General features: G+C 44.4%; 26 protein-coding genes and 1 riboswitch. Of the genes, 1 reads left to right on the top strand and 25 read right to left on the bottom strand.

Annotated features, from left to right (window positions below; genetic code table 11):
• Nucleotides 1–79: 79 nt before the first annotated feature.
• The 19 genes from spoIVA to AE2B122_RS02670 all read right to left on the bottom strand — a co-directional run bounded on the left by spoIVA (nt 80) and on the right by AE2B122_RS02670 (nt 18934).
• Nucleotides 80–1558: a stage IV sporulation protein A gene (gene spoIVA, locus AE2B122_RS02760; protein ID WP_095217924.1), complete on the bottom strand. Its 1479-nt coding sequence runs from the start codon at nt 1556–1558 to the stop codon at nt 80–82.
• A 338-nt stretch (nt 1559–1896) separates the two neighbouring features.
• On the bottom strand, nt 1897–2163 hold the full coding sequence (locus AE2B122_RS02755; protein WP_371809487.1) for a stage VI sporulation protein F: 267 nt from the start codon (nt 2161–2163) through the stop codon (nt 1897–1899).
• Nucleotides 2164–2214: 51 nt separating this feature from the next.
• Nucleotides 2215–3252 carry an NAD(P)H-dependent glycerol-3-phosphate dehydrogenase gene (locus AE2B122_RS02750; RefSeq protein ID WP_141230048.1) on the bottom strand — a complete coding sequence of 346 codons (1038 nt, stop codon included), beginning with the start codon at nt 3250–3252 and terminating at the stop codon, nt 2215–2217.
• 21 nt (nt 3253–3273) lie between these two features.
• Nucleotides 3274–4584: a ribosome biogenesis GTPase Der gene (gene der / locus AE2B122_RS02745; RefSeq protein WP_095217927.1), complete on the bottom strand. Its 1311-nt coding sequence runs from the start codon at nt 4582–4584 to the stop codon at nt 3274–3276.
• Nucleotides 4585–4689: 105 nt separating this feature from the next.
• Nucleotides 4690–5277, bottom strand: a complete 588-nt coding sequence (locus AE2B122_RS02740) for a hypothetical protein (protein WP_175073015.1) — start codon at nt 5275–5277, stop codon at nt 4690–4692.
• A gap of 108 nt (nt 5278–5385) precedes the next feature.
• Nucleotides 5386–6531, bottom strand: coding sequence for a 30S ribosomal protein S1 (gene rpsA / locus AE2B122_RS02735; protein WP_175073014.1), 1146 nt, complete (start codon nt 6529–6531; stop codon nt 5386–5388).
• 108 nt (nt 6532–6639) lie between these two features.
• Entirely contained in the window at nt 6640–7224 is a 585-nt protein-coding gene (locus AE2B122_RS02730; RefSeq protein ID WP_095217930.1) for a 1-acyl-sn-glycerol-3-phosphate acyltransferase, read from the bottom strand.
• Nucleotides 7225–7236: 12 nt separating this feature from the next.
• Nucleotides 7237–7917, bottom strand: a complete 681-nt coding sequence (gene cmk / locus AE2B122_RS02725) for a (d)CMP kinase (RefSeq protein ID WP_095217931.1) — start codon at nt 7915–7917, stop codon at nt 7237–7239.
• Nucleotides 7918–8002: 85 nt separating this feature from the next.
• Nucleotides 8003–8677: a flagellar brake protein gene (locus AE2B122_RS02720; RefSeq protein ID WP_175073013.1), complete on the bottom strand. Its 675-nt coding sequence runs from the start codon at nt 8675–8677 to the stop codon at nt 8003–8005.
• A gap of 85 nt (nt 8678–8762) precedes the next feature.
• On the bottom strand, nt 8763–10115 hold the full coding sequence (ypeB, locus tag AE2B122_RS02715) for a germination protein YpeB (protein WP_095268787.1): 1353 nt from the start codon (nt 10113–10115) through the stop codon (nt 8763–8765).
• A 15-nt stretch (nt 10116–10130) separates the two neighbouring features.
• On the bottom strand, nt 10131–10961 hold the full coding sequence (gene sleB / locus AE2B122_RS02710; protein WP_095268786.1) for a spore cortex-lytic enzyme: 831 nt from the start codon (nt 10959–10961) through the stop codon (nt 10131–10133).
• Between the two features lie 106 nt (nt 10962–11067).
• The gene (prsW, locus tag AE2B122_RS02705; protein ID WP_095217935.1) at nt 11068–11736 is read right to left on the bottom strand and encodes a glutamic-type intramembrane protease PrsW; all 669 of its coding nucleotides are present in this window, start codon (nt 11734–11736) and stop codon (nt 11068–11070) included.
• Between the two features lie 100 nt (nt 11737–11836).
• Nucleotides 11837–12799 carry an asparaginase gene (locus AE2B122_RS02700; protein ID WP_095217936.1) on the bottom strand — a complete coding sequence of 321 codons (963 nt, stop codon included), beginning with the start codon at nt 12797–12799 and terminating at the stop codon, nt 11837–11839.
• Nucleotides 12800–12813: 14 nt separating this feature from the next.
• The gene (locus tag AE2B122_RS02695) at nt 12814–13794 is read right to left on the bottom strand and encodes a YpdA family putative bacillithiol disulfide reductase (RefSeq protein WP_095268785.1); all 981 of its coding nucleotides are present in this window, start codon (nt 13792–13794) and stop codon (nt 12814–12816) included.
• Nucleotides 13795–13882: 88 nt separating this feature from the next.
• Entirely contained in the window at nt 13883–15154 is a 1272-nt protein-coding gene (locus tag AE2B122_RS02690; RefSeq protein WP_095217938.1) for a Glu/Leu/Phe/Val dehydrogenase, read from the bottom strand.
• Nucleotides 15155–15316: 162 nt separating this feature from the next.
• Entirely contained in the window at nt 15317–15898 is a 582-nt protein-coding gene (locus AE2B122_RS02685; RefSeq protein WP_095217939.1) for a genetic competence negative regulator, read from the bottom strand.
• A gap of 194 nt (nt 15899–16092) precedes the next feature.
• A complete protein-coding gene (locus tag AE2B122_RS02680; RefSeq protein ID WP_095217940.1) occupies nt 16093–16455 on the bottom strand; it encodes a hypothetical protein in 363 nt (120 codons plus the stop codon).
• The gene (locus AE2B122_RS02675; RefSeq protein ID WP_175073012.1) at nt 16419–17939 is read right to left on the bottom strand and encodes an ATP-dependent DNA helicase RecQ; all 1521 of its coding nucleotides are present in this window, start codon (nt 17937–17939) and stop codon (nt 16419–16421) included. The genes AE2B122_RS02680 and AE2B122_RS02675 overlap by 37 nt, the downstream gene beginning before the upstream one ends.
• Nucleotides 17936–18934: a helix-turn-helix domain-containing protein gene (locus AE2B122_RS02670; protein WP_175073011.1), complete on the bottom strand. Its 999-nt coding sequence runs from the start codon at nt 18932–18934 to the stop codon at nt 17936–17938. The genes AE2B122_RS02675 and AE2B122_RS02670 overlap by 4 nt, the downstream gene beginning before the upstream one ends.
• A gap of 102 nt (nt 18935–19036) precedes the next feature.
• Here AE2B122_RS02670 and AE2B122_RS02665 point away from each other — a divergent pair, with 102 nt between their 5' ends.
• Entirely contained in the window at nt 19037–19285 is a 249-nt protein-coding gene (locus AE2B122_RS02665) for a ferredoxin (RefSeq protein WP_095217943.1), read from the top strand.
• A 14-nt stretch (nt 19286–19299) separates the two neighbouring features.
• Here the strand turns inward: AE2B122_RS02665 and AE2B122_RS02660 are convergent, their stop codons facing one another.
• The 6 genes from AE2B122_RS02660 to AE2B122_RS02635 all read right to left on the bottom strand — a co-directional run bounded on the left by AE2B122_RS02660 (nt 19300) and on the right by AE2B122_RS02635 (nt 25694).
• Nucleotides 19300–19830 carry an ECF transporter S component gene (locus AE2B122_RS02660; protein ID WP_175073010.1) on the bottom strand — a complete coding sequence of 177 codons (531 nt, stop codon included), beginning with the start codon at nt 19828–19830 and terminating at the stop codon, nt 19300–19302.
• Nucleotides 19830–20219 (bottom strand): DUF4430 domain-containing protein, encoded by a 390-nt coding sequence (locus tag AE2B122_RS02655; protein ID WP_217468067.1) that lies wholly within the window; start codon nt 20217–20219, stop codon nt 19830–19832. The genes AE2B122_RS02660 and AE2B122_RS02655 overlap by 1 nt, the downstream gene beginning before the upstream one ends.
• 72 nt (nt 20220–20291) lie before the next feature.
• Nucleotides 20292–20471, bottom strand: a riboswitch (cobalamin riboswitch).
• Between the two features lie 15 nt (nt 20472–20486).
• Nucleotides 20487–22247, bottom strand: coding sequence for an ATP-binding protein (locus tag AE2B122_RS02650; RefSeq protein ID WP_095217945.1), 1761 nt, complete (start codon nt 22245–22247; stop codon nt 20487–20489).
• Nucleotides 22247–22963 (bottom strand): response regulator transcription factor, encoded by a 717-nt coding sequence (locus AE2B122_RS02645; RefSeq protein WP_038560981.1) that lies wholly within the window; start codon nt 22961–22963, stop codon nt 22247–22249. The genes AE2B122_RS02650 and AE2B122_RS02645 overlap by 1 nt, the downstream gene beginning before the upstream one ends.
• Nucleotides 22964–22989: 26 nt before the next feature.
• Nucleotides 22990–24147, bottom strand: a complete 1158-nt coding sequence (gene ccsB / locus AE2B122_RS02640; RefSeq protein ID WP_175073009.1) for a c-type cytochrome biogenesis protein CcsB — start codon at nt 24145–24147, stop codon at nt 22990–22992.
• The gene (locus tag AE2B122_RS02635; protein WP_175073008.1) at nt 24147–25694 is read right to left on the bottom strand and encodes a cytochrome c biogenesis protein ResB; all 1548 of its coding nucleotides are present in this window, start codon (nt 25692–25694) and stop codon (nt 24147–24149) included. The genes ccsB and AE2B122_RS02635 overlap by 1 nt, the downstream gene beginning before the upstream one ends.
• Between the last annotated feature and the right edge of the window lie 16 nt (nt 25695–25710).

The following is a 25710-nucleotide window of genomic DNA, read 5'->3' as shown; positions in this document are numbered from 1 at the left end:
ACAAAACGCCAGAAATCCTTAAATTTATCGCTTTACAGCATAATATTTGACAAAAAAAATAAAGCGGCTCATTTGCCGCTCATAGAATGATCGCTATTAAACCGCCCGATCCTTCGTTAATGATTCTTTCCAGAGTTTCTTTCAATTTATATCTGGCATTTTCCGGCATCAAGCTAATCTTACCTTGAATACCTTCTCTGACGATGCTATTAAGTGAGCGACCGAAGATGTCTGAATCCCAGATTGAAAGCGGATCTTCCTCGAAGTCCTGCATCAAGTATCGAACCAGCTCTTCACTTTGCTTCTCCGTGCCGATGATCGGTGCAAATTCGGAATGGACATCTACTTTGATCATGTGAATACTTGGCGCGACAGCCTTCAGCCGAACACCGAAGCGGGAGCCTTGACGAATGATTTCAGGTTCATCCAAAGCCATATCCTGAAGACTTGGTGCAGCAATGCCATAGCCTGTCTGTTTTACCATATGCAGTGCATCGGATACTTGATCATATTCGCGTTTCGCATGAGAGAAATCCTGCATCAGCTGCAGAAGATGATCTTTACCGCGGATCTCTTCGCCGACAATCTCTTTCAGTACTTGATCATACAAAGCATCTGGAGCATGTAAATCTATCTCTGCTACTCCTTCGCCCAGTTCCATCCCAGCAAGATTCGCTCTTTCGATATAATCATATTCATCAAAGTATCCCACAACACGATCAACATCACGAAGGCGTTTGATATCTTTGACCGTTTCCTGGATGGCAACCTGGTAATTGGAACGAAGCCAATGGTCTTCCTTGAGCACCATTACCCAGCTCGGTAAATTGACGTTTACTTCCAGGACCGGGAATTCATACAGCGACTCACGCAGCACGTTATAAACATCATGTTCCGTCATGCTTTCAACACTCATCGCGAGTACTGGGATATCATATTTTTCACTCAATTCCTGGCGAAGCAGCTCGGTGTTTTGGTTATGCGGTGTTACTGAATTGATCACCATGATAAATGGCTTGCCAACTTCCTTCAGCTCAGATACAACACGCTCTTCCGGCTCCACATAGTCGGTGCGTGGAATTTCACCGATTGAACCGTCTGTCGTCACGACGACACCAATGGTGCTGTGCTCTTGAATCACTTTACGCGTTCCAATCTCGGCAGCATCATGGAATGGAATAGGTTCCTCATACCACGGTGTGTTGATCATGCGCGGTCCATTCTCGTCTTCAAAACCTTTCGCACCTGCCACTGTATATCCTACACAATCGACGACCCGGACACTTACTTCCAGACCTTCGTCCACTTGAAGGGAGACAGCGTTGTTCGGAACGAATTTCGGTTCTGTCGTCATGATTGTCCGGCCTGCTGCACTTTGCGGCAATTCATCCTGGGCACGGGCCCGCTCTGCTTCATCCTCCATGTTAGGCAGGACAACCAATTCCATGAATTTCTTGATAAAAGTCGATTTCCCAGTTCGGACGGCCCCTACCACCCCAAGGTAGATATCGCCGTTTGTCCGTTTCGAGATATCTTTAAAAATATCTACTCTTTCCAAAAGATCCCCTCCCGATCTACTTTCGATGCATGGACAGTCTTAGCTACATACACTAGCAGTTTATGATGTTGTCCTATCCAAATATGCTAGAAATAATGGATTCCTTGCCTGCTGGCATTAAAGGGCGGTTTTGCAGGAAAGGACGAACAGCATATTGCCCTCTGCGGATAATCTATGCACTGCATTAAGGGTTCATGCCAATAAAAAAAAGAAGAAGCAGACGCTTCTTCTTGAAATAGACTAAATATACCCAAGGCAACCTAGAAAAATATGCTGGTGCGAGTTAGTTTATGCGTAAAGGGCAAGGAATGGTAAGTTGTTCTGCCCAATTGCCACAGTTAGTTTTTGAATAATTTGCTAAGTGTGTTCATATCAGCCGGCATATTGTTGCCAATGATCGCTTTGACGATTTTATCTTCTTTCGCCTGTGTAAGCGGCTTGCCTGCCATTGCAGCCAATTGCTTCACCAAACCACGCACCGTTGCTTCGTCTTGGAAGTTCGCACTTTTAACAGAGTTTGCTACCTTGTAGATATCATCAGCCTTTACATTCGATTTTTTCTGAATCTGATCAATCAAGTTCTTTTGAAAGTCTGCCACGTTCATTCCTCCTTGCAGATTAGCTACGAAACAGTATATGCAAGAAGAGAAAAAACGTTAGCGGGCATTCAGAACATCTTGAAGATCATCCATTTCATGCTTCGGCAAACGTGTCATAAGCTGATCAACGATGTCCTTCGCTTTCGCACCATGGAAGAGTACCTGGTTGATTCCTTTGGTGATAGGCATATCAACACCAGCTTTATCAGCAAGCTCAGCAACTGCTTCCGTTGTTCGAACACCTTCTACAGCCATACCCATCTGAGCAAGTGCTTCATCCAATGTCATGCCTTTACCGAGCATATTACCAGTGCGCCAGTTGCGGCTGTGGACACTCGTACATGTCACAATAAGATCTCCCATACCGGATAAACCAATGAACGTGAGCGGATTTGCTCCAAGCTTCGTTCCAAGGCGGGCGATTTCAGCGAGTCCTCTTGTAATCAATGCCGCTTTTGCATTATCCCCATAACCCAGACCATCTGAAATACCTGCTCCAAGTGCAATGATATTCTTCAAGGAACCGCCAAGTTCCACACCGACCATATCCGTGATGGTGTAAACACGGAAATTTTCATTCATGAACAGCTCTTGAACCTTCTTAGCTTCTTCCATTTCGACAGAAGAGGCACTTAGCGTAGTCGGCTGTCTTTTCGCTACTTCCTCTGCATGACTCGGACCAGACAAAACGACGACAGGACGATGTGTAACATGCTCCAGTTCTTCCTCGATCATTTGAGAGACACGTTTACTTGTTTTTGGCTCTATTCCCTTTGTAGCGTGCGCAATAACGGCTTCAGCAGGAATGTGTCCCGCAAGCTTCGCCGCTACTTCACGAGTTGCTTTTGCAGGTACGACGAGGATGACAGCAGCTGCATCACGTACAGCCTCTTCTATATCCGCAGAAGCAGTAATAGCCTCAGGTAGTGTCACTCCAGGCAGGTATTTCTCATTCTGGCGCTTCTCGTTAATTTCAGCAACCTGATTCGGATTATGAGACCAGAGTCTCACATCATGTCCATTGTCCGCCAAAACCATGGCTAGGGCTGTTCCCCAGCTGCCGGCACCGAGTACTGCTGCTATCTGTTGTGTCATATAAATCCTCCTCGTCCCTGTTTATGATCTTCTTCTAGGGAAAATCTTTATTGGTGTACCGGTGAATCCAAATGCTTCTCTGATTCTGTTCTCCAAGAAACGAACATAAGAGAAATGCATCAGTTCCGGATCATTGACGAATACAGCAAAAGCTGGCGGCTTGACTGCCACTTGGGTAGCATAAAGCACTTTTAGACGCTGGCCTTTGTATGTCGGAGCTGGATTCATTGCCAAAGCATCCATGATGACATCATTCAATACATTTGTCTGGATACGTTTCGCGTGGTTTTCACTTGCCGTCAAAATTGCAGGCATTAGTGTGTGTATCCGCTTTTTTGTCTTAGCAGATAAAAAGACGATCGGTGCATAATCCAGGTAAAGGAAATGCGCCCGAATTTCATCTTCGAATTCTTTCATCTTCTTCTCATCTGATTCGACCGTATCCCATTTATTGACGACGATTACAACCGCCCTACCTGCGTCATGGGCATAACCAGCGATTTTTTTATCTTGTTCGATGATGCCTTCTTCCGCATTAATAAGCACAAGGACGACATCAGATCGTTCAATTGCTTTTAACGCACGGAGGATACTGTATTTTTCTGTTGTTTCATATACTTTTCCGCGTTTTCGCATACCTGCGGTGTCGATGATAACAAAGTCTTGATCTTCTCTTGTGAAAGATGAATCGACTGCATCACGCGTCGTTCCTGCAACATCACTTACGATTACACGCTCTTGATTCAGCAACGCATTAACAAGAGAGGATTTACCGACATTTGGTCTTCCGATCAAGCTGAAATGAATTGTCTCTTCATCTTCCTGCATCTCAGCACGCTCTGGGAAATGCTGGACAGCTGCGTCAAGCAAATCACCTAGACCTAAACCATGTGTACCAGAGATCGGGAATGGTTCCCCAAAGCCAAGGCTGTAAAATTCATAAATCTGATCTCGCATTTCAGGATTGTCCACTTTATTGACAGCCAGTACAACTGGTTTATTAGAACGGAATAGAATTTTAGCTACTTCTTCGTCCGCCCCTGTGATACCCTCGCGTCCGTTCACCATGAAAATGATGACATCTGCTTCCGCAATGGCAAGTTCCGCCTGTTCACGGATTTCCACTAGAAATGGTGCATCTCCGATTTCGATACCACCGGTGTCAATTATGTTAAACGGCTGGTTCAGCCATTCAGCTTCCGTATAAATTCTGTCACGTGTCACACCAGGTGTATCTTCCACAATGGAGATCCTTTCCCCGGCTAGACGGTTGAATATGGTTGATTTTCCTACGTTTGGTCTGCCTACAATGGCAACTACTGATTTCCTCATGAAAGGAACATCCTTTCCTACTTTCCTTTATGTGCTGGTTCTTCTGTTGCAACCTAACTGTTTTATTCTAGCAAAAGCATCATAGGGACACAATATTTTTCGACATCATGTTCGTCCGGGCGTCCATTTCGACTTATTTCGAAGATACTTTCTAAGCATGCTAAGCAGCTTTGCCGAGATTAATAACAGCAGTACTATTCCCATTACATCCATAGCTTTAAAGCTGCCGGCATCTTGCTGGAGACCATAAATATCTAATAGTAAAAGATAAACCACTTCCCCGATGGAAAATCCTAAGGATATAATGCCAATCTGTAAATGGAAATTCCGAGTCAGATAAATGACAAGTGCAAATAATGTCAGCGAGAACAGAAGAATACGCGGAATAAGCAGTGCGACTGGATTTGTCAGCTCCCAAAGCAGCATTCCCGCATAAGCGATTCCTAAGCAAATACTTCCAAATGTTCCGCGTCCCACTCGCTTACTGGCAAAAATAAATAGGAAGCCAATAACAGCAAGCAGAAAAACAGTAGCAAAGATCCGATGGCCGGCAAAATTAAAGGAAAAACCAGATAATGAAATAGTAAGCAGTATGGCAAATGCAAAAAGTACCCGTGCCAATGAGTGACGCATGAAAAAGGTTACCAAGATCCAGCTTATCCACGTAGCCCAAAAAAAGTAGAATCCGTCCATTTTTCACTCCTCCTTTTATCTGCATTATGACAAGTGAGGAGTGAAACTATACACGGATGACAAAAAAAGACCAAGGCTGTCCAGAGGACAGCCTTGGTCTTTTAATTTTTATTGCTTATACTTATTCAATTTGTCACCGAGAATATCTCCAAGCTGGAAGCCGGAATGCTCTTCTTCTTTTTCATATTCTTTGATGACAGCATCATTTTCATCTTGTTCTAATTCCTTGATGCTCAAACTCATGCGTTTTTCGCTTTCGTTGACTTCAAGAACTTTCACTTGCACTGTTTGACCTGGCTCAAGCACTTCCTGCGGCGTACCGATGTGACGGTTAGCGATTTGGGAAATGTGTACAAGGCCTTCAACACCAGGAAATACTTCAACGAAAGCTCCGAAGCTCACTAAGCGCTTCACTTCGCCTTCTAGTACATCCCCTGATTGTGCACGGTCACTGATGTTCTCCCATGGTCCAGGGAGTGTCTCTTTCAGGGATAGACTGATGCGCTCGTTTTCTTTGTCGACACCAAGTACTTTGACTTTGATCTCTTGACCTTCTGTCACGACATCAGATGCTTTTTCCACATGCTCATGTGAAAGCTGAGAAATGTGTACGAGACCGTCAATTCCGCCACCGATGCTGACGAAGACACCAAAGTCAGTCAAACGCTGTACAGTACCGTCAATTACCTGACCAGCTTCTAAACTGTCAAGCACTTCCTGCTTCTTGGAAGCTTCCTCTTCCTCGGCTACTGCGCGGTGAGAAAGGATGACGCGGTTCTGTTCACGGTCAAGCTCGACCACTTTAAGCGTAAGCGGTTTGCCTTTGTATCCTTCAAACTCTTCAACAAAATATGTTTCTACGAGTGAAGCAGGGATGAAACCGCGAAGGCCCACATCTACAACAAGACCGCCTTTAACGACTTCCTTGACTTCTGCTTCGAAGATTTCTCCGGATTCGAATTTCGCTTCCAGGTCATCCCACGCAAGCTCAGCAGTAACTGCACGCTTGGATAGAACGACTTCTTCGTCATCTACTTTTTTCACTTTTAGTGTTAATTCTTCACCTTCACTCACTGCATCAGCAGCGTGTTCAACATGAAGACTGGATAATTCGCTGATTGGCAGGATACCTTCCACTTTGTAGCCAATGTCTACCAAAGCTTGTTTATCTTCCACTTTCACCACTTTACCGGTTACAGTATCGCCTACAGACAATTCCTTGAAATCCGTAGCTTGCTCATTCATTTCATCCATCAAAGAGACCTCCTTCAGTTTACGAGACAAAACATAAGTAAAAAAACATAGAAATGTCCTTTTTTCTAACTTCTAACATTTGAAGATATTTGTCAAGTGATAGGGCATCTATCCGACATGCTTGTTTATTAGAAGTTGAATCTCATCCATGATCACTTCTGATACTTCTTTAGCTGGTGCTTTACGCTCTTTCAGCTCTTCCATATCGATTGGTGGGCCATAGATGACTTTCAATGCTTTTACCCCTTTATAGGAGCCGATAATCGCACAAGGTACAACTTTTGCTTCCGAGCGCATGGCAAAGAAACCTATTCCAGGAAGCGGACTGCCGAGTTTTCCGTCCTTACTTCTTGTTCCTTCTGGAAACAGCCCCATCGTCTTGCCTTCTGCCAGAATATCCAGACCTACACGCAGCGCTCCTCGATCCTGCATACCGCGTTTTACTGGGAAAACATTTAGATTTTTCATGAGCCAGCCAAGTGGCTTGGGTTTAAAAAGCTCACTTTTACCCATGAAAGCTATATCACGTGGACATGTAATACCTAATATGGGCGGGTCAAAATTGGAAATATGATTGGAACAGACCAAAACCGGTCCTTCCTTAGGAACATGTTCCTTGCCATACACTTTTATACGGAACATCGGGTAAAAGGCGGCACTGAGGATCATTTTACCTATGGTATATAATGACATAATCCCTACTCCTTATCTTCCGAGAGCCTCGTGTACGGCTTTGAGGATTTTTTCTACAACACCATCAATCGATAGCGAAGTTGTATCAATTTCAACAGCGTCTGCCGCTTTTACTAACGGAGATGCTTCCCTTTCGGAGTCGAGCTTGTCACGAAGACGTATTTCCTCTTTCAGCTGCTCCAGATCCGCCTCGAATCCTTTGGAGATATTTTCTTTATAACGGCGCTCTGCACGTTCCTGGACAGAAGCGATCATAAAAATCTTCACTTCAGCATCAGGAAGGACCCGAGTCCCAATATCACGGCCATCCATGACAATTCCATTATCAGCTGCAAGTCTCTGCTGACGTTTTACCATTTCTTCGCGTACCAGTGCATGCTTAGCGACAATGGATACATTATTTGTTACTTCATTTGTGCGGATAGCTTCGGTTACATCTTTACTGTTTACAAATACTTTTTGACCGTCTTCATGCTGCATTAAGACAATATCTATACCTTGCAGCAAGGAAAGTAAAGCTTTCTCGGATTCCAGATTAGCTCCAGCTTCGAGTGCAGTCAGTGTAAGCGCTCGATACATAGCGCCAGTATCCACGTAGACAAATTTTAATTTCTTAGCTACTAGTTTAGATACCGTACTTTTACCTGCAGCAGCAGGTCCATCAATTGCGATAGCGATAGTTTTCGAATTCATTCAATTCAATCCTTTTTCTCTTCATAATCTTGGAATAAAACCTAATAAAGCATAACACAGGATAGCGGCTTGGTCTATTTGAAGTCTACCTGATCCGGAGCCCTTTTTTCCGCTGTTCCCGCTGACGCTCAAAGCAGAAACGGATGATTGCTTGTCTGTCCCGTTCCAGAATTTCATCGAACTGAATACTAGCGATGATTTTTCCGGTTTTTTCATTACGGACGATTCGGACGATGCTTCCGGATGCAGTCAAAAAGGAAGCCCCTTCTTTTTGCAGGGAATATGCAAGATAAAGCGTCACGCTCATTCTTTCCTTGAAACCATGTTTTTCTGGGAGCAGTACGGATAGACCGCCACCGCTAACATCAAGCGTAATGGATGAGATTGGAGCGATTCCCGCTTCATCACTATGAAGTGCGACATCCGTAGTCGTCAAAATCCGTACATACTGACGGCGCTGTATTTTCCGGATATCGTTTTCCTTTGGCATTGTCAGTTTCAATGCCGGCACCTTCATCATTTCCCTGCCTTGGATTGATGTCCCAAACGTGAATGCGCTCTCCTCTTCTGTGACATACAATGCTCTGAAAGCTGTACCTACCGGAAAGATATCTGTCCGTTTTGTCTGTTCATTTATCGGATAGTCTATATAAATTGTATCATCAGCTAAGTCGATTACTTTCGCTCGATAACGCGACCATTCCTCATTTTTTGATATATCCTTTTTTTCTAATACTAAAGTACTACCAATTTTCAGCAAACGCCTCTCCTCTTCCCCTGAATCGTTCTTTATTCCTATTATTGCAAAAATAATCAAAAAGGGGAAGGCTGTTTGCCTTTCCCCTTTACGTGCTTTGCAAGAAACGCGCTTCAGTTGTTGTCTGTTTCTCGATTTCCTCTTCTCTTCCTGTATCGGCATTCACATAAATGCGATAAGTTTCGTCGTCATTCCGTGTACCCATGATTTCATAGACTAGCGTTTCTTCGTGTGTATCGTTTTCAATCAAAGCAAGATGTGTTTCCTGAACCTTAACGTTTTGATTTAGTTTTTCTGTTGCTTGGTCTTCCGTTAGCTTTGGTTTCTGTAAATCCCGCTCATGGTGATTCATAAAATAGTCACGGGCATTATAGCCTAGAATATCCCCGTTATCGAGCGCCACTTTTACTTGAACAATATCTGCATAAATACGCACATCGTTTTGGACAGGTACAAAGAAAAAGATACCGACAGAATCATACTGACTACTCTGTACCATTTCCATTTCAGTCAACTTCTGCTCTTCCAGGAAATCTTGTGCCTTTTGCTGGGCATCATGTAATCCGAGTTTCGGCTCCTCTCGATCCCGCTGCATCATAAGCGTGAGAACATGGCCGCCTTTTTGACTTATATCCGCATAGCCGCTTTCGCCGTCTTTTTGATAGGAGAGACTATAAAGCGGTACATCAGAACCTTTACCTGATTTTCCGCCTTCAATGCCGCTGATCGTTTTCAAATCAAAAGCTTTTGCTGCTACAGTCTTTGCCTGTTTTTGATTGATACGTTCTCCTGTCACTCCTTCGAATTTATGCTCTTCATTGGAGGCAGGCAACGCACCGCTATTGAAATCTTTTTCTTCTGAAAATCCGCCTGAAGTATCCTCTACTGTTTGGAAACTTGAGATGATTGTATTATCTGAGTGATCTGGATCATCATCTGATAACGCAAGCTCCACATCGGTCCAATGCAGATTATCTCCCAGCACCGTATTCTGGACATTTCGCAGTTCATCTTTGATTTGTCCCGCATTATCATGCAGCTTCTCCAAACGTTGCATTTCTTCTTCAGACAATGGTTCCTTATCCAAATCCCGCACCGCTGTTTTATACGTAAAATCACCTATGTTCGTTAAAAATTTCTCTGTTTTTTCAAACGGTAATAGTGCTAACGGAAGCTGACCGACATCTGTATGTGCTTCAGAAGATAAACGCCAGATTTCCGCTAGCTGAGGAGACAGGGAATCCCTTGAGTTCATCGCCAGCGTCGATCCAATCTTGTCGTGCAGCGTGTCAATCCGGTACGTCAGCTCGTGGAAGGAACGCTGATAATTATTCTCTGCTTGCATCTTGATATCATTTTTTTCCTGCCGTTCATTATAGCCCCAAAAAGCTGTTCCTGTGAGTGCCAAAGCCAGAACACCTATTATCACCCATTTGTACATTCTTCGCTCTCCTTTCTACATACAGAAAATATGCTCACCGATCGTTTTAATCTGAGGTCTTCCCCAAATCCATGGCGAAGTAGCCGTGTTCGGATTGAAGTAATAAATCGCTCCACCAGACGGATCCCAACCGTTGATTGCATCCAGTACAGCTTGTTCTGCTGTTTCATCTGGTGTGAGCCATATTTGGCCATCGGCAACAGCTGTGAAGGCTCTCGGCTCAAAAATCACACCAGAAACTGTGTTCGGGAATGAAGCATCTTCTACTCTATTCAGAATGACTGCTGCTACTGCAACCTGACCAACATACGGTTCTCCTCGTGCTTCTCCATGAACGGCATTTGCCATTAATTTTATATCATTCTGTGAATATCCATTCGGAACATTGACTGCAGACGTATTTGGCGCATTTGCATTACCACCGCCTCCATTCCCTCCATTACCGCGCTTCTTCACCTGATTTTCCTGAGGAGTCCCGCCATAATAGGTGAATGTATTACCTTCTTGGATTTGGCGCATAACGAAGGCTTTATCAAACTTCGTAATGGAAGCTAGCTTGTCTTTTGCCTGCTGACCTGCAACACCATCAATCTCCATTCCGAACTCATATTGGAAATTGCGTAATGCCCAGTACGTACTCCACCCGAAAACACCATCAATTGTTTTGTTATAGTATCCTGCATATTGTAAGCGGGCTTGCAGTTCCACTACGTCGTCACCTGTGGCTCCATGCTGGATCACCTGTTCGGAAAAGGCACTAGTCTGCACAGGTGCCGATAGTATTGCGCCTATCAGGATCAGACCAGCACAAAACAATTTGCAAAGCCGAAACTTGTTACTTTCCATTGTTCATTTCCTCCAACCTACTATGATCTGATACCAATAGCTTTCTTCTCGTGCGCCCATATTATGCAATAAAAAAAGAGTCAAGCAGATGCACTGCCCGACTCTTTTATTTCGTTGTTTGTATCTGTTCGATAGGATGCTGGATTGCTGCCCGCACTTTACGAAGTCCGATTATCCAAAGGATGATCATGAAAGGTACAAGAACGTATATCCAATTAAAAGTTACAATCAACAATATATAATCGTATAATCCATGCAGCAAAAATGGAATCAGCATCGCTGCAAAAATACGCAATCGAGGATGATAGCTGCCGAATTTAGCTCTGCCGAGGTAATATCCCATCAATACTCCAAAAAGCGCATGGGAAGATACCGGGAAGAGTGCTCGCGTGAACGCATAGTCTACTCCGTGAGCAAATAAATAGAGCACATTCTCTACTGTAGCAAAACCTAGGCTGATACTGACACCATAAATGATCCCATCATAAACCGAATCCATTTCAGTATGCCTGAAAGCGGTATACAGGAAGATGAACCATTTAAAGAACTCTTCCATGAATCCGACAGTGAAGAATGAATAAACAATCGGATTCGCACTTATTCCTTCTGCTTTCATCGCATATTGAATGAACATGATCGGAAAAACAAGCAAAGCGCCATATAGGAAAGTCCGCAACACCATGCTGAGCGGCTCGGGCTCCAGACGATCCTTCAAATAGAAGAAGGTGAGGAGCGCGAGGGCTGGTGCAATAGCTGCGGAAAGGATGGTAAGCATGATAGCACCTCTTCCAACAAACAATCTTTCCTTATCGTACCATGTGCTCTATTTTTTTGGAATATGTTACTGGAAAGAAACAGGAAATAAATCATGCGGTCTATAGAAGTCTATCTGTCTGATCAGATGCCAAAGCTACAGCAAGCTCGATACGAGCCTTCTTACTATCTTGATCCTTTCCTAGCAGAACACCAGCCTTATACAGATCATAGGCACTGCCTTCATAATCGTAGGTTGTGTATACATTACCCTCTTCAGATGCAGTCGTAAGGATAATTTTAACACCCGCCTGCAAGGCGTGAAGAATTTCGTCTTTCATATTCGGAGCAACTTGTCCTCGGCCTACACCTTCCAGAACAATACCTTTTACGCCTGCTTCACGCGCTGCTTTCACGAATTTACCGTCCGCCTGCAGATAGCACTTAACAATATCCACATCAGGCAGCTTGCTTTTCAGCTCATACGTATTCCGTTTGACCGGTTTTTGATAAAGATACACTTTATCATTGTCGATAATACCTAAATATCCGAATCCAAAAGCATTGAAGCCTTGGATATTAGAGGCATGCTCTTTCTTAACATATTTTGCTGGGAAAATACGCTCATTGAAAACAACAACAGTTCCGCATTCCAGCAATTGATCATCATAAGCTGTCAGAACAGCATGCCGCAGATTGATGAACACATCGGAACCTAGTTCATGGATAGCTCGCTGTGAACCTGTGACTACAACTGGCCGGGCATCCGTTATGGTCAAATCCAGAAAATAAGCCGTTTCTTCCAGAGAATCCGTTCCATGCGTAACCACAATCCCTTTTACTTCTGGATCCTCTAATTGCTGTTCGATCATATCTTTTAATGAAAGCAAGTCATCAAATGTGATATGCATACTTGGTTTTTGAAGTGCACTCACCACTTTGACTTCAATATGATCCGGCAGGTCAATTTGGCTGCGCAATTCCTCGCCAGTCATTTCTCCGGAAGCAAGTTTTCCGCTCTCTTCGTTTGGTACACTGGCAATTGTGCCACCAGTAGTAATCAATACGACTTTCCCTTTTATCATTTATTTCCTTCCTTTCAGTTGCTGCGAGATGCAATTGATTGGGCAATCTGTCCACCATGGAAACGTCCATTTTCAATGAATACTTCATTATTATTATTCCCAGCTGCGATTACACCCGCAATAAAAATACCCGGTACGTTTGACTCCATCGTTTCAGGATCATAGTTAGGCTTTCCTGTTTCTGGATGAATTGAAATACCCATGCTTTGTAGCAACTTCAGATCAGGCCGGTACCCAGTCATTGCAAAAACAAAATCAGCCTCGACTGAATGAGTCTCGCCTTCCACTTCATATATAACCTGTGTTTCGGTGATCTCTTTAATATGTGCATTGAATCTATGGTCGATGTATCCATTTCGAGCCAATGATTCGTATTCTGGCAAAATCCACGGCTTTACACTTTTGGAATATGTACTGCCACGATAGAGTGCTGTAATATTCGCACCGGCTTTATGAAGTTCCAGCACAGCATCGACGGCGGAATTCTTTCCGCCAATTACCGTCACATTTTTTCCGAAATAAGGATGAGCTTCTTTAAAATAATGGAATACGTGCGGCTGATCCTCACCAGGCACCTTCATCAAGTAAGGCTGATCGTAGTATCCAGTTGCCACAATTACATAATCTGCCTTATATTGTTTTTCCTCTTCCTTTATCGTCTTCGTAGTTAACGTAAAGTCATGAACGCTTCCAGACACTTGCATCACTCGTTCGAAAGTATGTATACGCAAATTCTGCCTCTGAGCTACTGTTCGATAATAAGCCAGCGCCTGGTTCCTGACAGGTTTCTTCATTTCGGTAACAAATGCTATGTCGCCTACCTCTAACCGCTCACTGGAGCTGAAGAAAGTCTGATGCGTAGGATATTGATAAATTGAATTGACAACATTGCCTTTTTCGATAAGAAGCGGTTCGATTCCGGCCTTTTGCAGCTCAATTGCTGCGGATAGCCCGCATGGACCTGCTCCTATAATAATTACTCGTTCTTTTTGCATTATACTGCTCCTTCCCATCCCTTTTCCCAAGAAAAGAGAAAACTCTTATCCTTTTCGCTTCAGGATAAGAGCATGATTTCAACTATGATTAGATCCAGCCTCTGAATCTGGAAGCTTCCGCCATTTTTCGGACACCTACCATGTATGCAGCCAGCCGCATATCAACACGCCTAGTTTGGGCAGTCTGATATACATTTTGGAACCCTTTCAGCATCACTTTCTCTAATCTCTCTTCTACTTCCTGCTCCGTCCAATAAAAGCCCTGGTTATTCTGCACCCATTCAAAATAGGAAACCGTCACGCCGCCTGCTGATGCAAGTACATCCGGAACTATCAAGATACCGCGTTCGGTCAAAATCTTGGTCGCTTCGAACGTTGTCGGGCCATTTGCTGCCTCAATCACAATCTGGGCCTTAATATTATGTGCATTATCTTTTGTGATTTGGTTTTCTACCGCAGCTGGTACAAGTATATCGCAATCAAGCTCCAATAATTCCTGGTTGGAGATTGTAGACTTAAACAAGTTGGTCACTGTACCGAAACTGTCCCGCCGGTCAAGCAAATAGTCGATATCCAGACCATCCGGGTCATGAAGCGCCCCGTAAGCATCTGAAATACCGATTACTTTCGCGCCAGCTTCGTGCATGAATTTAGCTAGGTAACTGCCGGCATTTCCGAATCCTTGAATGACAACACGTGCTCCTTCGATGCTGATGTCTCTCTTTTTGGCAGCTTCTTTCAAGCAAATCGTCACGCCTTTAGCTGTAGCTGTTTCCCTGCCATGTGAACCTCCCAGTACGATCGGCTTACCAGTAATGAAACCTGGATTGTTGAATTCATCCATCCGGCTGTATTCATCCATCATCCATGCCATTATCTGTGAGTTGGTCATCACATCGGGTGCGGGTATGTCCTTTGTCGGCCCCACAATCTGGCTGATTGCCCGTACATATCCGCGGCTTACACCTTCAAGCTCACGAAAACTCATTTCGCGGGGATCACAGATGATACCGCCCTTTCCGCCTCCATAAGGTAAGTCGACGATACCTGCTTTCAGACTCATCCATATGGACAATGCCTTTACTTCATTTTCGCTTACTTCCGGATGAAAACGCACGCCACCCTTGGTAGGACCAACTGCATCATTATGCTGAGCCCGGTACCCTGTGAAAATCTTCGTACTGCCATCATCCATCCGAACGGGAATACGAACTGTCATTAACCGTACCGGTTCTTTCAGTAATTCATAGACTTCTTCGGGATAGCCAAGTTTCTGCAAAGCCGATTGTACGACTCTCTGTGTCGATTCTAATACGTCCCTATGCTTGTTGTTGGTAGATTCCGCAGCGTTGTCGGCCACTGTTCTGTACCTCCTAAATGTTTCCCCATCTTGTTTAGCGATATTACCACATCAAATCTTCACATCCATTCTAACAAAAAAGCAGCCAGATAGATAATGAGAACCGTGTTTTTAATCAAAAATCAAAAAGATACCGGCGGATGCTCCGGTATCTTCGGCAACTTATGCAAAATACGTGCAGATCTGCCGTATTGCATCCTTATCGAAAATCTTCTTGCCGTACTCATTCAGCCTAACCGAGGTGACTATACTCGGGTTAGCGAATTCCGACATGACTGCAATCAAGTTTTCACGCGCCTCCGGATGGAGCAGCGTGCGAATTTCCATATAATAAAGATCGTTCATAAAATACACAGCGGCATCTTCAATGCCGATCTGGTCCAGCTGACGTGAAACGCTGATGATGTCCTCAAAATCTGTGAATGAGAAGATAAGCTCCCTGCTTTCGTCAAGTGTCACTTTCATCTCGATATAATCCTCTTCTTCTTCGAAGTCTTCCGTCTGCGGATACTGTGTTACGATGATCTGCATCCCTTGCGCTTGAAGAATATGCACTTGAACAAGAAGTGTGCCTTCCAATTCGAAGCCCAATTCATCGCTTGCTTCATACATCATATCGTGAAAAAGCTGATGAACGCCCGGAAGATCATGCCACAGATCTTCTTTAGTCAAGCCTCTCTCGATTAAATCGTCGAAGGTAAGAAAGATCTTGAATTGATTTAATGATACGCGCTCTAACTTCATCACTTTTCCCCCTTGGATGCCACTCTAGATATAGATAGCATATGATTCGCTTTATGTTTTGTACGCGGCACTCCCCCATTGGGAGCGTCCATTTTCATGATAGGTTTTAGTCTCGAACAGAAAGGATTTGTACGTATAGTTAGTATATTAATCTTTCAGTTAAAAATACCCTCGTTGTCCAAACTGAAAATGGACTAAAATAAGGCTGGTATCGACAGCGGCACATCCGTATACAGCAGGATAAATACTATCACTGCCAGCACGATAACCGTCAGGAGGATGAACCTGGCAATACCTCCATTCCAGCGCAGGCGGAAGCTTGTCCGCTGTCCGTCATGGATTGTTCGGCGTGGGGGTAAATTAAGAACATCGATACGCTGAACTGCTGGCTCCGATTCTTCTTTCTCGGGTGGTAATTCTTCATCACCGCGAGACTGTGTCACGGATGCCACCAGTTCCTCCAGATTCTGGTCCTTCTCTTCTGTCTTTGCCATGAAGTGTCCATCCTTCCATTTCCGTTTTACTGCTGCAGGAGATGATACAGCTGTTCCCGCCATCCAGTACGCTCCGGCTGTACATTCGTCAAAACCGACTGCCAATCAGCAAGGGTATCGCCGCAATTATCGCAGCATCGGCCTTTTGCTGGTCGTACTTCAGATTGGAAGTCAGCAAAAAGTGCCTGTCGTCTGCATGAATCCGTATAGACCCATTCTTTCATACGCTGCAGCTGCTTCAGCTTATGTCTTTTCCTGTTCCCAACAAACTTCTCTATCTGGTCCAGGAAATCCTTCCAAGCATTTGCCTTATAATGCAGATGATTTCCCTTTACTATATCATGTTTCTCCATTTGATAAAGTAAAAATCGCCATTGCGTCTCACTAATCGGAATATGCTGGATGAGCAGCTCGTAGGAAGGCAGTTCAAGCTGTCCTGCTTTTAACCGCTGATAAAGGAAACGCAGCATTTGCTGAATCGAATCTTGCTCCGGAAGGTCCTGCTCAATTAGGTGGATCGGGATTTGCCAATCTCCCGGACTATAAAGAACCACACTTACACTTTCTTCGCCATCCCGGCCGGCTCTGCCGACTTCCTGAATGAAAGATTCCTTGTCACTTGGCAAATGATAATGAATTATCAGGCGTACGTCTTCTTTATCCACTCCCATGCCAAATGCACTTGTACAGCAGATAATCTGCAGCTGACCGGCTAAGAACTGCTGCTGAATCAATATCCTGTCTTCGTTCTCCATGCCTCCATGATAGTAAGCACATGGCATATCCGGCATATTAGCCCGGATTATGGCCGCAGTGCTTTCAGCCATATTTCGGCTTGAAAAATAAATAATGGTCGGAGCCTGAATCTTTCTAAGTAAAGCTAGCATCGTTTCATTTTTTTCCTGTAGATCTTGTACTTCTCTGATAAAGTATGAGATATTTTCCCGATCCATTGGATAGATATGCTTATCCATGTCCAAATCACCAAGCAAGTGCTGAATATCTACTTGGACTTCTGGAGTAGCTGTTCCAGTCAATGCAAGTACCGGCGGATTGCCTAGATTCCGAATCACTTCTGCCAGGCGCAGGTAATCGGTCCGGAATTCCTGCCCCCACTGGGAAATACAATGTGCTTCATCGACTACAAACAATTGGATATGCAGCGACTGCAAACGATTGATCAGATAATCATTTTGGAGCATTTCCGGTGACACATAAAGCAGATCGTAATTCTGGAGTTTTCGCATGATCTGCTGTTTGTCTTCATAATCGAGAAAACTATTCAGTGCAGCTACCCGCTTGAATCCTCTGGCACGCAGCTGTTTCACTTGATCCTCCATCAGCGAAAGCAGGGGGGAAACAACAATAACTTGTCCGCTCCGCATAAATGCAGGTAGCTGATAGCAAATAGATTTCCCTGTTCCAGTCGGTAAAACTCCCAATGTATGACGATTCTTCAATACACTTTCAAGTATCTCCTCCTGCCCGGTCCGGAAGTTGTCATACCCATAGAACTTCTGCAATGCCTTTTGCAAATCTGCGTTCATGTTTTCACCTCCTGCTCTTTCCGCAAAGCTAAAGCCAATCTAATTTGAAAATAGTCATATTTATCTTCCAGCAAAGCATGGATTTGTTTAAGTTTATTAGTACCTGCTTGCATGGCGCACTCTAAAATGACAGCAGCATCGGTATCAGAAATAAACTTACTGGAAAGTGCTTCTCCATCAAGCCAAGTTATTTCCACTATATGATCCTTTATCGTGTTCTCCGTCAACCCTCTGACAAGCGCAATCTGCTCTACTGACATGCCGCGTTCAAGCATTGTCCGTGTCTTTTGCGCCGTGGAAGTTATGGAGCGGATCTTGTGCTGGGGTCTATCCATAAGAGCAGCAAGGTGTGGAAAAGCTGCCGTATCGGTCTCTGCGTGCTGCAGGAGATGGTGAATAGTTGACGTCTGGTATAGGAGCACATCCGTATCATGCACATGATATTTTTCTGCTAGCTGTACAGTCGTCAACCCGATATGATGGTATCCCGTCAATCGATCTACAAATAACTCAGCCTGTATCTGCGGCAGTTCCTCCAGCAAGCCGTATAATTCCTCATATACTCCGTTTCGCCAATCATCCAAGCGATGCTGTTCCTGTCGATACAACTGCTTTATCCAATGCTGAATAGCAGGGTTATCCGTTACAGGTATATACCGATTCTCCCCTTTTGTTTGATTGGAAAGCAGCTGGACAAGCAGAAGCAGCCGATACAGAAATGGCTCTGTTTGTGATTGATAGGCCATACCATTGAAATACGGCATATTTTTTTTATTATCCTGTCCTTCTTCTTGCATGATATTGGCAGCTACTTTGTCGAATACCTGTCTCGATAGCTTCGGGTAGATACCGAACAGATGGGTAAGACCGTACATATGTGCATCCTGCAATGTTTGAGCGGATCGCTTCCCTTGCAGCAGATGATAGATAGATGCCGCGCTCCGTTCCTGACGTATGGGCTGTGCGGCATGGATTATGATAGATGCCAGAAGCATGCTAACCAACCTTTCTGTAAGCTTGTATTCCGTATCGGTACGCGCTACACTTAGTATAAAGCAAGAAACAGCTTTGGTGAAAGCGGAAGGGGGAAAAGCGGGATGGCAATGTATACATATGTCGATCAAGATACTTGTATCGCCTGCGGTACATGCGGAGCTGTCGCGCCCGATGTATACGATTATGATGATGAAGGTCTCGCATTTGTCCTGCTCGACCGCAATACTGGTACCTTCTCTGTACCGGAGGAATTGCAGGAGGATGTGACAGAGGCATTTGAAGCGTGTCCGACCGAGTCGATCAAGCTGAGTGATTTGGTTATTGCAAAGGATGCATTATCCCATATATGAAGAACCACTTCCCGTTAAGAGGAAGTGGTTCTTTTTCCTTCTGCAGGAATCCACTTGCTGAACAACCTGCGCAGTACAGGATATAAGATGAAAAAGAAAATTCCATTGCCGATCGCATGCATCGTATCGAAACTTATACCAGCAAGATAATACGCCAGGAAATGTTCCATTATGAACACATTCGGCAATGATATCAATAAGCCATACACATATCCTGCCAAAACGCTGGCAGCTGTCATGACACTCAGCGGGGGGTTTTTCCATAGCTTGCCCACGAGACCGAAAGTCAGACCAATCAGTCCCCAAGCCAGCATCTGCCACAATGTCCATAATCCCATTCCTAGTATCATATTGGATAACAGCGTGGACAATACAGCGATAATGACACCTGCAGCCGGGCCAAGCAAAAGCGAACAAATGATGATGACACTCGTCATCGGCTGCATGTTCGGCAAGAAAGGAAACAGCACATTCGCATATATCCTTCCTACCGCAGCAAGTGCCGTCAGCATTGCTAAAAGAGTCAGCTTACGTGTGGTAAACATTAAGATTCCTGCAGATTGAAGATAACCTCGTCGCCGTCTTTCAGTTCAACCTCATTCGCTCCGACTGGTGACATTTCCTCATTCACGGTAAAAAGCCAATATTTGTTGGTATTTGCATCCTGAGCGTGGCCATCAATAGAAGTAATAAATCCACCATCTTCTTCGATGTCGAAGTTCTCTTTCATCACATCCAACAGAATATCGCCTTTCTCAAAGCTGACTTCCTTGGATGAAATCTCTTCTCCGTCTTCAGATAATGTTACTGTGACCTGCTGTTCGGCCTGCTGCTCTGCTTGCTGGTTTTGCTGCGGCTGTTCTTCCGTCCCGCAACCAGCCAGGACGCCTGCTGTCAGCAATAAAGCTGATAACATATGTAGTGCTTTTTTCATAAAAAAATCCTCCCTTTATTAAAGGAAAGAGCATTAGAAGCTGCCGCTCCACCCGCTCAGTCCTCGAAGCGGTGAAACACAAGCACACAGGGCAGGTCTGCTGACTGATACCTTTATCTACTAAGAACCCTTCCCATCCAATTGGACAGTGGTTATGTTCTTTTCGGCGGTAATCACAGCTGCGAGGACAGTCACGGAATCACACCGCGTTCCCTATCAAGTCTGTTCGACACCTTGTACGCTTTGAATCCAGCTTATTTTATCATATTATGTCAGGTTTGTATCCCGCGGGAGACGAATAGTGAATGTTGTCCCCTCATGAAGCTTACTAGTTACTTTGATTGTTCCATCATGTGCTTGAATGATATTTTTAGCAATCGCAAGTCCTAATCCATTTCCGGTTCTGACAGTTTTTCTCGTCCTAGATTTATCGGCCTTGTAGAATCGTTCGAACACAAAAGGCAAATCCTCTTCAGGGATCCCGCTTCCCGAGTCTTTCACAATCATAACAAGCTGATCTTTATCGTCAGATACCAACACTTGGACAGCTCCTGCATTTTCAGTATGGGTAATCGCATTATCAATTAAATTAGTAAGTACTTGTTCAATTGCATCGGGAGCAAACTGGTAGGTCCGTTTATCTACTGCATTGACGAGTCCCAGTTTGATTTCCCGTTCATCAGCTAAACCCTGAAACTTACGGACGATCCGCTCCAGAAATGGATTTATTTCTACTTCTTCCATTACTAGATTTGTATCGCCTGCTTCCATCCGAGCAAGATCAAGCGACTGGTTGACGAGCCTTCCGATTCGTAAGGATTCATCATGAATGATTTGAGCAAGCTCGTTTTTCGCTTCAATAGTGTCAGCAATATCATCAATAATTGCCTCGCTATAGCCTTGCAGCAAGGAAATTGGTGTGCGCAGTTCATGCGTAATGTTCGTAATAAAGTCTTCGCGAAGCTTATTCAATCTGCGTTCCTGAGTCATATCCCGCACAACTGCAACCGCACCGCGAATTGCCGCATCATCATAAAGAGGTGTAGCAATAATCACCCATTCCCGTCCTTGGATCGTTACTTCACGGGTAACCTCCGATGCAGTTGAGACAACACTTTCCATGATTTCAAGCCAGACGCCTGGCACTTCATGGAATGTTTCGCCATTTTCAAACTGCCAATCATGGATAAATTCTTCAGCCGGCGGATTCGTCACGGTTAGTTCACCTTGCCGGTTGATCATGACAACACCATCTACCATTGCATTAACCACGCGGGCAAGATGTTCTTTTTCCTGACTGAGGGCATTAATATTGAATTCCAGCTGTTTTCCCATCTTGTTAAGAGCAGTCGCCAGCATACCTATCTCATCATGTGTGACAACAGGTACTTTGGTCCCGAATTCTCCTCTAGCAACGTTTAGTGCTGCATCCTGCATCTTTATAAGTGGTTTCGTGATCCTCGATGACAAGAAAAAGGCAAAAACGGTTGTAAGGACAAAGGCAATTCCTGCTCCCAGCAGGATGATTTGTGTCGTCTGATTACCTGTCTCTTTTACAACAGATAACGATTGATAGACATAAACCGCACCAGACCCATCCTGCAGTGGAGTACCGACAACTATTACACTTCTATCGGTATTAGGCAAGATAAGCTGTTTGGATACATCTTCTCCTTCTGTTACAGCTTTATTTAATACAGCATCATCCAGCAGCCATTGCTGGTCAACATCAGGCAATGGCTCCGCCTCATCCGGTTCAGATATCCAAAGCTCATCATCCTGAAGGATAGCAATGCGGGAATTCGGATCCTGGACACGCTCCGCAGTATCGTAGACGGTACTGCGGTCATCGATTTCTTCCAGCAAAATAGACACCTTCGCAGCTGTCTGCATAAGGCTCTCCTCTGCTTCTTCAATATGAAAATTACCGAAGAACTCCAGCAGCAGAAAAGTAAGCAGACCAAGGACGACTGACACAAGAACCAAGATAGTCAGCCATAGTTTGTTAACAACACTTCCCCACAGCATCAGCTTTTATCCGCTTCGAATTTGTATCCGACACCCCACACTGTCACTATCATGCTAGCTGCTTCTTCTGAAACCTTGCTCAGTTTTTCCCGTAGTCTTTTGACATGAGTATCTACTGTACGCAAATCTCCGAAGAACTCATATTTCCAAACCTGCTTCAGCAGCTCTTCTCTTCCGTACACTTTATCTGGTGTCGAAGCAAGAAAATGCAGCAGTTCATATTCCTTAGGTGTCAGTGTTACTTCCTGGTTATCCGCTGTCACCCGATGGGCATCTTTATCGATAGTAAGATGGGAAAATACAAGCAAATCCTTCGCTTTTGCATCGGTATGCAAATACTTAGTCGTGGAAGACCGTCGTAATAACGCTTTGACGCGCAAAACAACTTCACGAGGACTGAAAGGTTTTACAATATAATCATCCGCTCCGACTTCGAAGCCTTCCACGCGGTCAGCTTCTTCTCCCTTAGCTGTCAGCATGATGATCGGTGTTCCTTTTTCCTTGCGGATTTCCTGGCAAACTTCGATTCCATCCTTGCCAGGCATCATTACATCCAGCAAGATAACGTCATAGTCTGTTTCGTTTGCCATTTGAAGTCCCTGGTCTCCGTCAGCAGCTTCATCGAGCGTGTAGCCTTCTTTCTCCAGATACATGCGCACGAGTCTGCGGATTCTTTCTTCATCGTCTACTACAAGAATATGTGCTTCTGTTTCCATGGTCCTTCCCCTTTTCTCTTTTTAGGTTAAGCATACGCGTGTAAACCAACGATAAGCAAGTTTACTGCCAGCAAATTGAACATGATAATACAAAAACCGATAACTGCAAGCCAGGCAGATCGAATTCCTTGCCAACCTCTCAGCATACGTATATGTAAATAAGCAGCATAGAAAAGCCAAGTGATCAGCGCCCATACTTCCTTCGGATCCCAGCCCCAGAAGCGGTCCCATGCCTGCTGGGCCCAAATCATTGCAAAGATTAGGGCGCCAAGTGTGAAGATAGGAAAACCGACTGCTACTGAACGATAGCCAATGTCATCCAGCATATCCTTTGGCATCCTTTGCACGAACGGCTGCAGTGCTGCGCCAATCCTTTTTCTAGTGAAGAATCGAATGAGAATATACAACACACACCCTGAGAGCAAGGATAAGAAGATTGTATTAAGCTTCAGTGCCGCATTTTCACCGCGCATCCAGTCCGGAACAGAGACCTTGAACGGAAATGGTGAAGATACCATATCAATTGGAACAAAGAAAGGCGGCAGCTGATAGATGATGCTTGCATCTGCAGTCATCACAGTCGCAGTATATCCGAAAGTTCGGAAAAGAATAGCGAGCAGCATATACCCTGCAACCGATAAGATAAGAGCGATTATAGCTTCGATGAGCCATACCCTTCTATCCGGTTTCTCTTGGTCCGTTTCATGTAGGATATAAAGAAAACCTGCGAAAAAGCTGACAGCAAGTACTGCTTCTCCAAGTGCAGCCGTTGTTACATGAATATACAGCCAATGACTTTGCAGCGAGGGTACTAGCGGTGCCACCTCACGCGGAAACATGGCAGCACAGCCAATAATCAGAATGCTGATCACCAATGTCGTCACCGCTAAAAGCGGATAGCGATAAAACCGATACATGACCAACAGCACCAAAATTAGCATCATCCCAAAGAAAGTCATGAATTCAAATAAATTGCTTACTGGTGCATGTCCGCTGTACACCCACCGAAGGATGAAGAAACCGAGCTGTGCAATCCACCCGGCAGCAGTGACTCCCCAGGCAATACGCTCAGTGACGCCATGCCGCTGCTTGGCTGCTGACCAAGTGAATAGAACGATACCAAACAGGTAACTGATAAAAGCAGCTTCCAGTAAATGTCCGCTTAAAATAGATAACTTATCCATCAGCTGCTCTCCCCTTTATCATAGATGTCAAAGATACGATCCATTTCTCTTTCAAAGGAGGACGTATGCTTATTCGTATGTCCCGCAATCAGATAGGAGCCATCTGCTTGTCTTTGGAGCCATATTCTGCGATGCTGCCAATAAAGACCTTGGATAAGACCGATCATGAAAATGAGTCCACCGAGCAGGAATACCGGCAAGGTCAAATCACGCTTTACTGACAATCCAGTTACATTATGCGTATCATAATCCACTGCACGTACGCTGTAATTGTTCGTTCCCGTTTTCGATACAGCCTCATCAATTGCTATGAAAAGCCTCTCCGTATGATTGTCTTCTGAAATATCGAAAACGAATGCAGGATTACGAGGAAATTTCGTTGCGGTGATGATTTTGTCCCCGTCTAATCGATAATCCGGATAATAATCAACCAATTTAGCTTGCAAGCCATTATCAAGCTCATAATCTGCTTGGGGATTTTCGGTATCGATCTTAAAATCAGCTGTTACACCTTCTTCATTTTCAGCGCGGAGAGTCAAGCTGCTGAATTCATTCAGCTGATAGCCTGATTGATAAATCGTAAATCCCGCAGCTTTGCCAGGATGATTCACAGACACCGTCATTTGATTCAATACATCCAAATCAGGGGTCTCACCTGCTATATGATCCTCAGCTTTGTAGACGATGATATCTGTTGAGAAGCTTTTCGGAATCGATCTACCTTCTTGTTCGATAGCAGCTTCGAATTTTGGATCGTCATTATCGTATGTATCTACACTGAATTGCTCATTTTTGATAAACAATGATTGATCGGTATCGGGTACTACCGCTGTCTCTCCATCTCTTATCCAGACAAATTCATCTTGATAGAAATAAGGAAACAGTCGGAGAAAAGCAGCCAGCAGCACTAGCAGCAATCCGATATGATTCACATAAGGTCCCCATCTGGCAAACCTGTTTTTCTCTGCCAGATAATCTTCACCATCTTGACGAATCCGATAACCTCTGCCTCGTATTTGCTTCAACAAGCGCTCCTGATTACTTATTTCCTTATATCTCACATACACTTGACGTATGAGGAAATGTTTCTTGCGTTTTACTGGCTGCAGCTTCAAAGCACGGTATAACGGAAAAAAGCGATCGATACTGGCAATCAAGATACTGGCACCAAGTAATCCGAGCAGCGTCATATACCACCATGAGCTGTATAACTGATCAAAACCTAAGTCAAGATACAGACTCCCAAACACACCATATTCTGATTCGTAAAATTCCTGAGGTGTTCTCCCAATTGGAATGTATGCCCGCTGTGGAAGAATGGTCCCGATCGCCGTTATAAGCAATACCAGCAGAAGAATATACATTCCGTTCCGCACAGAAGCGAAAAACCGCCAGATCTTATCAATTATCGTCTGGGTACGCTGCTGGGAGCGCCGGTCTGCGCCTTCATAGCGCATATCCAGCTTTTCTATCAATACATTCCCACAATTATGGCATCTTTCGCTATCCAGATTGTTCTCATGCTTACAAATAGAACATTTCTGCAAATACATCGCCTCTTTT

The organism is Terribacillus sp. AE2B 122 (assembly GCF_902497585.1).
Classification (GTDB): Bacteria; Bacillota; Bacilli; order Bacillales; family Amphibacillaceae; genus Terribacillus; species Terribacillus saccharophilus_A.
The sequence above is the reverse complement of the archived record's forward strand: the minus strand, read 5'-3'. Positions and strand labels throughout refer to the sequence as shown.

Excerpts from the sequence above, each read along its gene's own strand:
- AE2B122_RS02665 (WP_095217943.1), top strand. The coding sequence starts at position 19,037 with ATGGCAATGTATACATATGTCGATCAAGATACTTGTATCGCCTGCGGT.
- AE2B122_RS02755 (WP_371809487.1), bottom strand. The coding sequence starts at position 2,163 with ATGAACGTGGCAGACTTTCAAAAGAACTTGATTGATCAGATTCAGAAA.
- AE2B122_RS02685 (WP_095217939.1), bottom strand. The coding sequence starts at position 15,898 with ATGAAGTTAGAGCGCGTATCATTAAATCAATTCAAGATCTTTCTTACC.
- AE2B122_RS02730 (WP_095217930.1), bottom strand. The coding sequence starts at position 7,224 with ATGTCATTATATACCATAGGTAAAATGATCCTCAGTGCCGCCTTTTAC.
- AE2B122_RS02700 (WP_095217936.1), bottom strand. The coding sequence starts at position 12,799 with ATGATAAAAGGGAAAGTCGTATTGATTACTACTGGTGGCACAATTGCC.
- ccsB (WP_175073009.1), bottom strand. The coding sequence starts at position 24,147 with ATGGATAAGTTATCTATTTTAAGCGGACATTTACTGGAAGCTGCTTTT.
- AE2B122_RS02750 (WP_141230048.1), bottom strand. The coding sequence starts at position 3,252 with ATGACACAACAGATAGCAGCAGTACTCGGTGCCGGCAGCTGGGGAACA.
- AE2B122_RS02695 (WP_095268785.1), bottom strand. The coding sequence starts at position 13,794 with ATGCAAAAAGAACGAGTAATTATTATAGGAGCAGGTCCATGCGGGCTA.
- AE2B122_RS02740 (WP_175073015.1), bottom strand. The coding sequence starts at position 5,277 with ATGGACGGATTCTACTTTTTTTGGGCTACGTGGATAAGCTGGATCTTG.
- prsW (WP_095217935.1), bottom strand. The coding sequence starts at position 11,736 with ATGCTTACCATCCTTTCCGCAGCTATTGCACCAGCCCTCGCGCTCCTC.
- AE2B122_RS02645 (WP_038560981.1), bottom strand. The coding sequence starts at position 22,963 with ATGGAAACAGAAGCACATATTCTTGTAGTAGACGATGAAGAAAGAATC.
- AE2B122_RS02660 (WP_175073010.1), bottom strand. The coding sequence starts at position 19,830 with ATGTTTACCACACGTAAGCTGACTCTTTTAGCAATGCTGACGGCACTT.
- cmk (WP_095217931.1), bottom strand. The coding sequence starts at position 7,917 with ATGAATTCGAAAACTATCGCTATCGCAATTGATGGACCTGCTGCTGCA.
- ypeB (WP_095268787.1), bottom strand. The coding sequence starts at position 10,115 with ATGTACAAATGGGTGATAATAGGTGTTCTGGCTTTGGCACTCACAGGA.
- AE2B122_RS02655 (WP_217468067.1), bottom strand. The coding sequence starts at position 20,219 with ATGAAAAAAGCACTACATATGTTATCAGCTTTATTGCTGACAGCAGGC.
- rpsA (WP_175073014.1), bottom strand. The coding sequence starts at position 6,531 with ATGGATGAAATGAATGAGCAAGCTACGGATTTCAAGGAATTGTCTGTA.
- AE2B122_RS02650 (WP_095217945.1), bottom strand. The coding sequence starts at position 22,247 with ATGCTGTGGGGAAGTGTTGTTAACAAACTATGGCTGACTATCTTGGTT.
- sleB (WP_095268786.1), bottom strand. The coding sequence starts at position 10,961 with ATGGAAAGTAACAAGTTTCGGCTTTGCAAATTGTTTTGTGCTGGTCTG.
- AE2B122_RS02675 (WP_175073012.1), bottom strand. The coding sequence starts at position 17,939 with ATGAACGCAGATTTGCAAAAGGCATTGCAGAAGTTCTATGGGTATGAC.
- AE2B122_RS02680 (WP_095217940.1), bottom strand. The coding sequence starts at position 16,455 with ATGGCGGGAACAGCTGTATCATCTCCTGCAGCAGTAAAACGGAAATGG.
- der (WP_095217927.1), bottom strand. The coding sequence starts at position 4,584 with ATGAGGAAATCAGTAGTTGCCATTGTAGGCAGACCAAACGTAGGAAAA.
- AE2B122_RS02670 (WP_175073011.1), bottom strand. The coding sequence starts at position 18,934 with ATGCTTCTGGCATCTATCATAATCCATGCCGCACAGCCCATACGTCAG.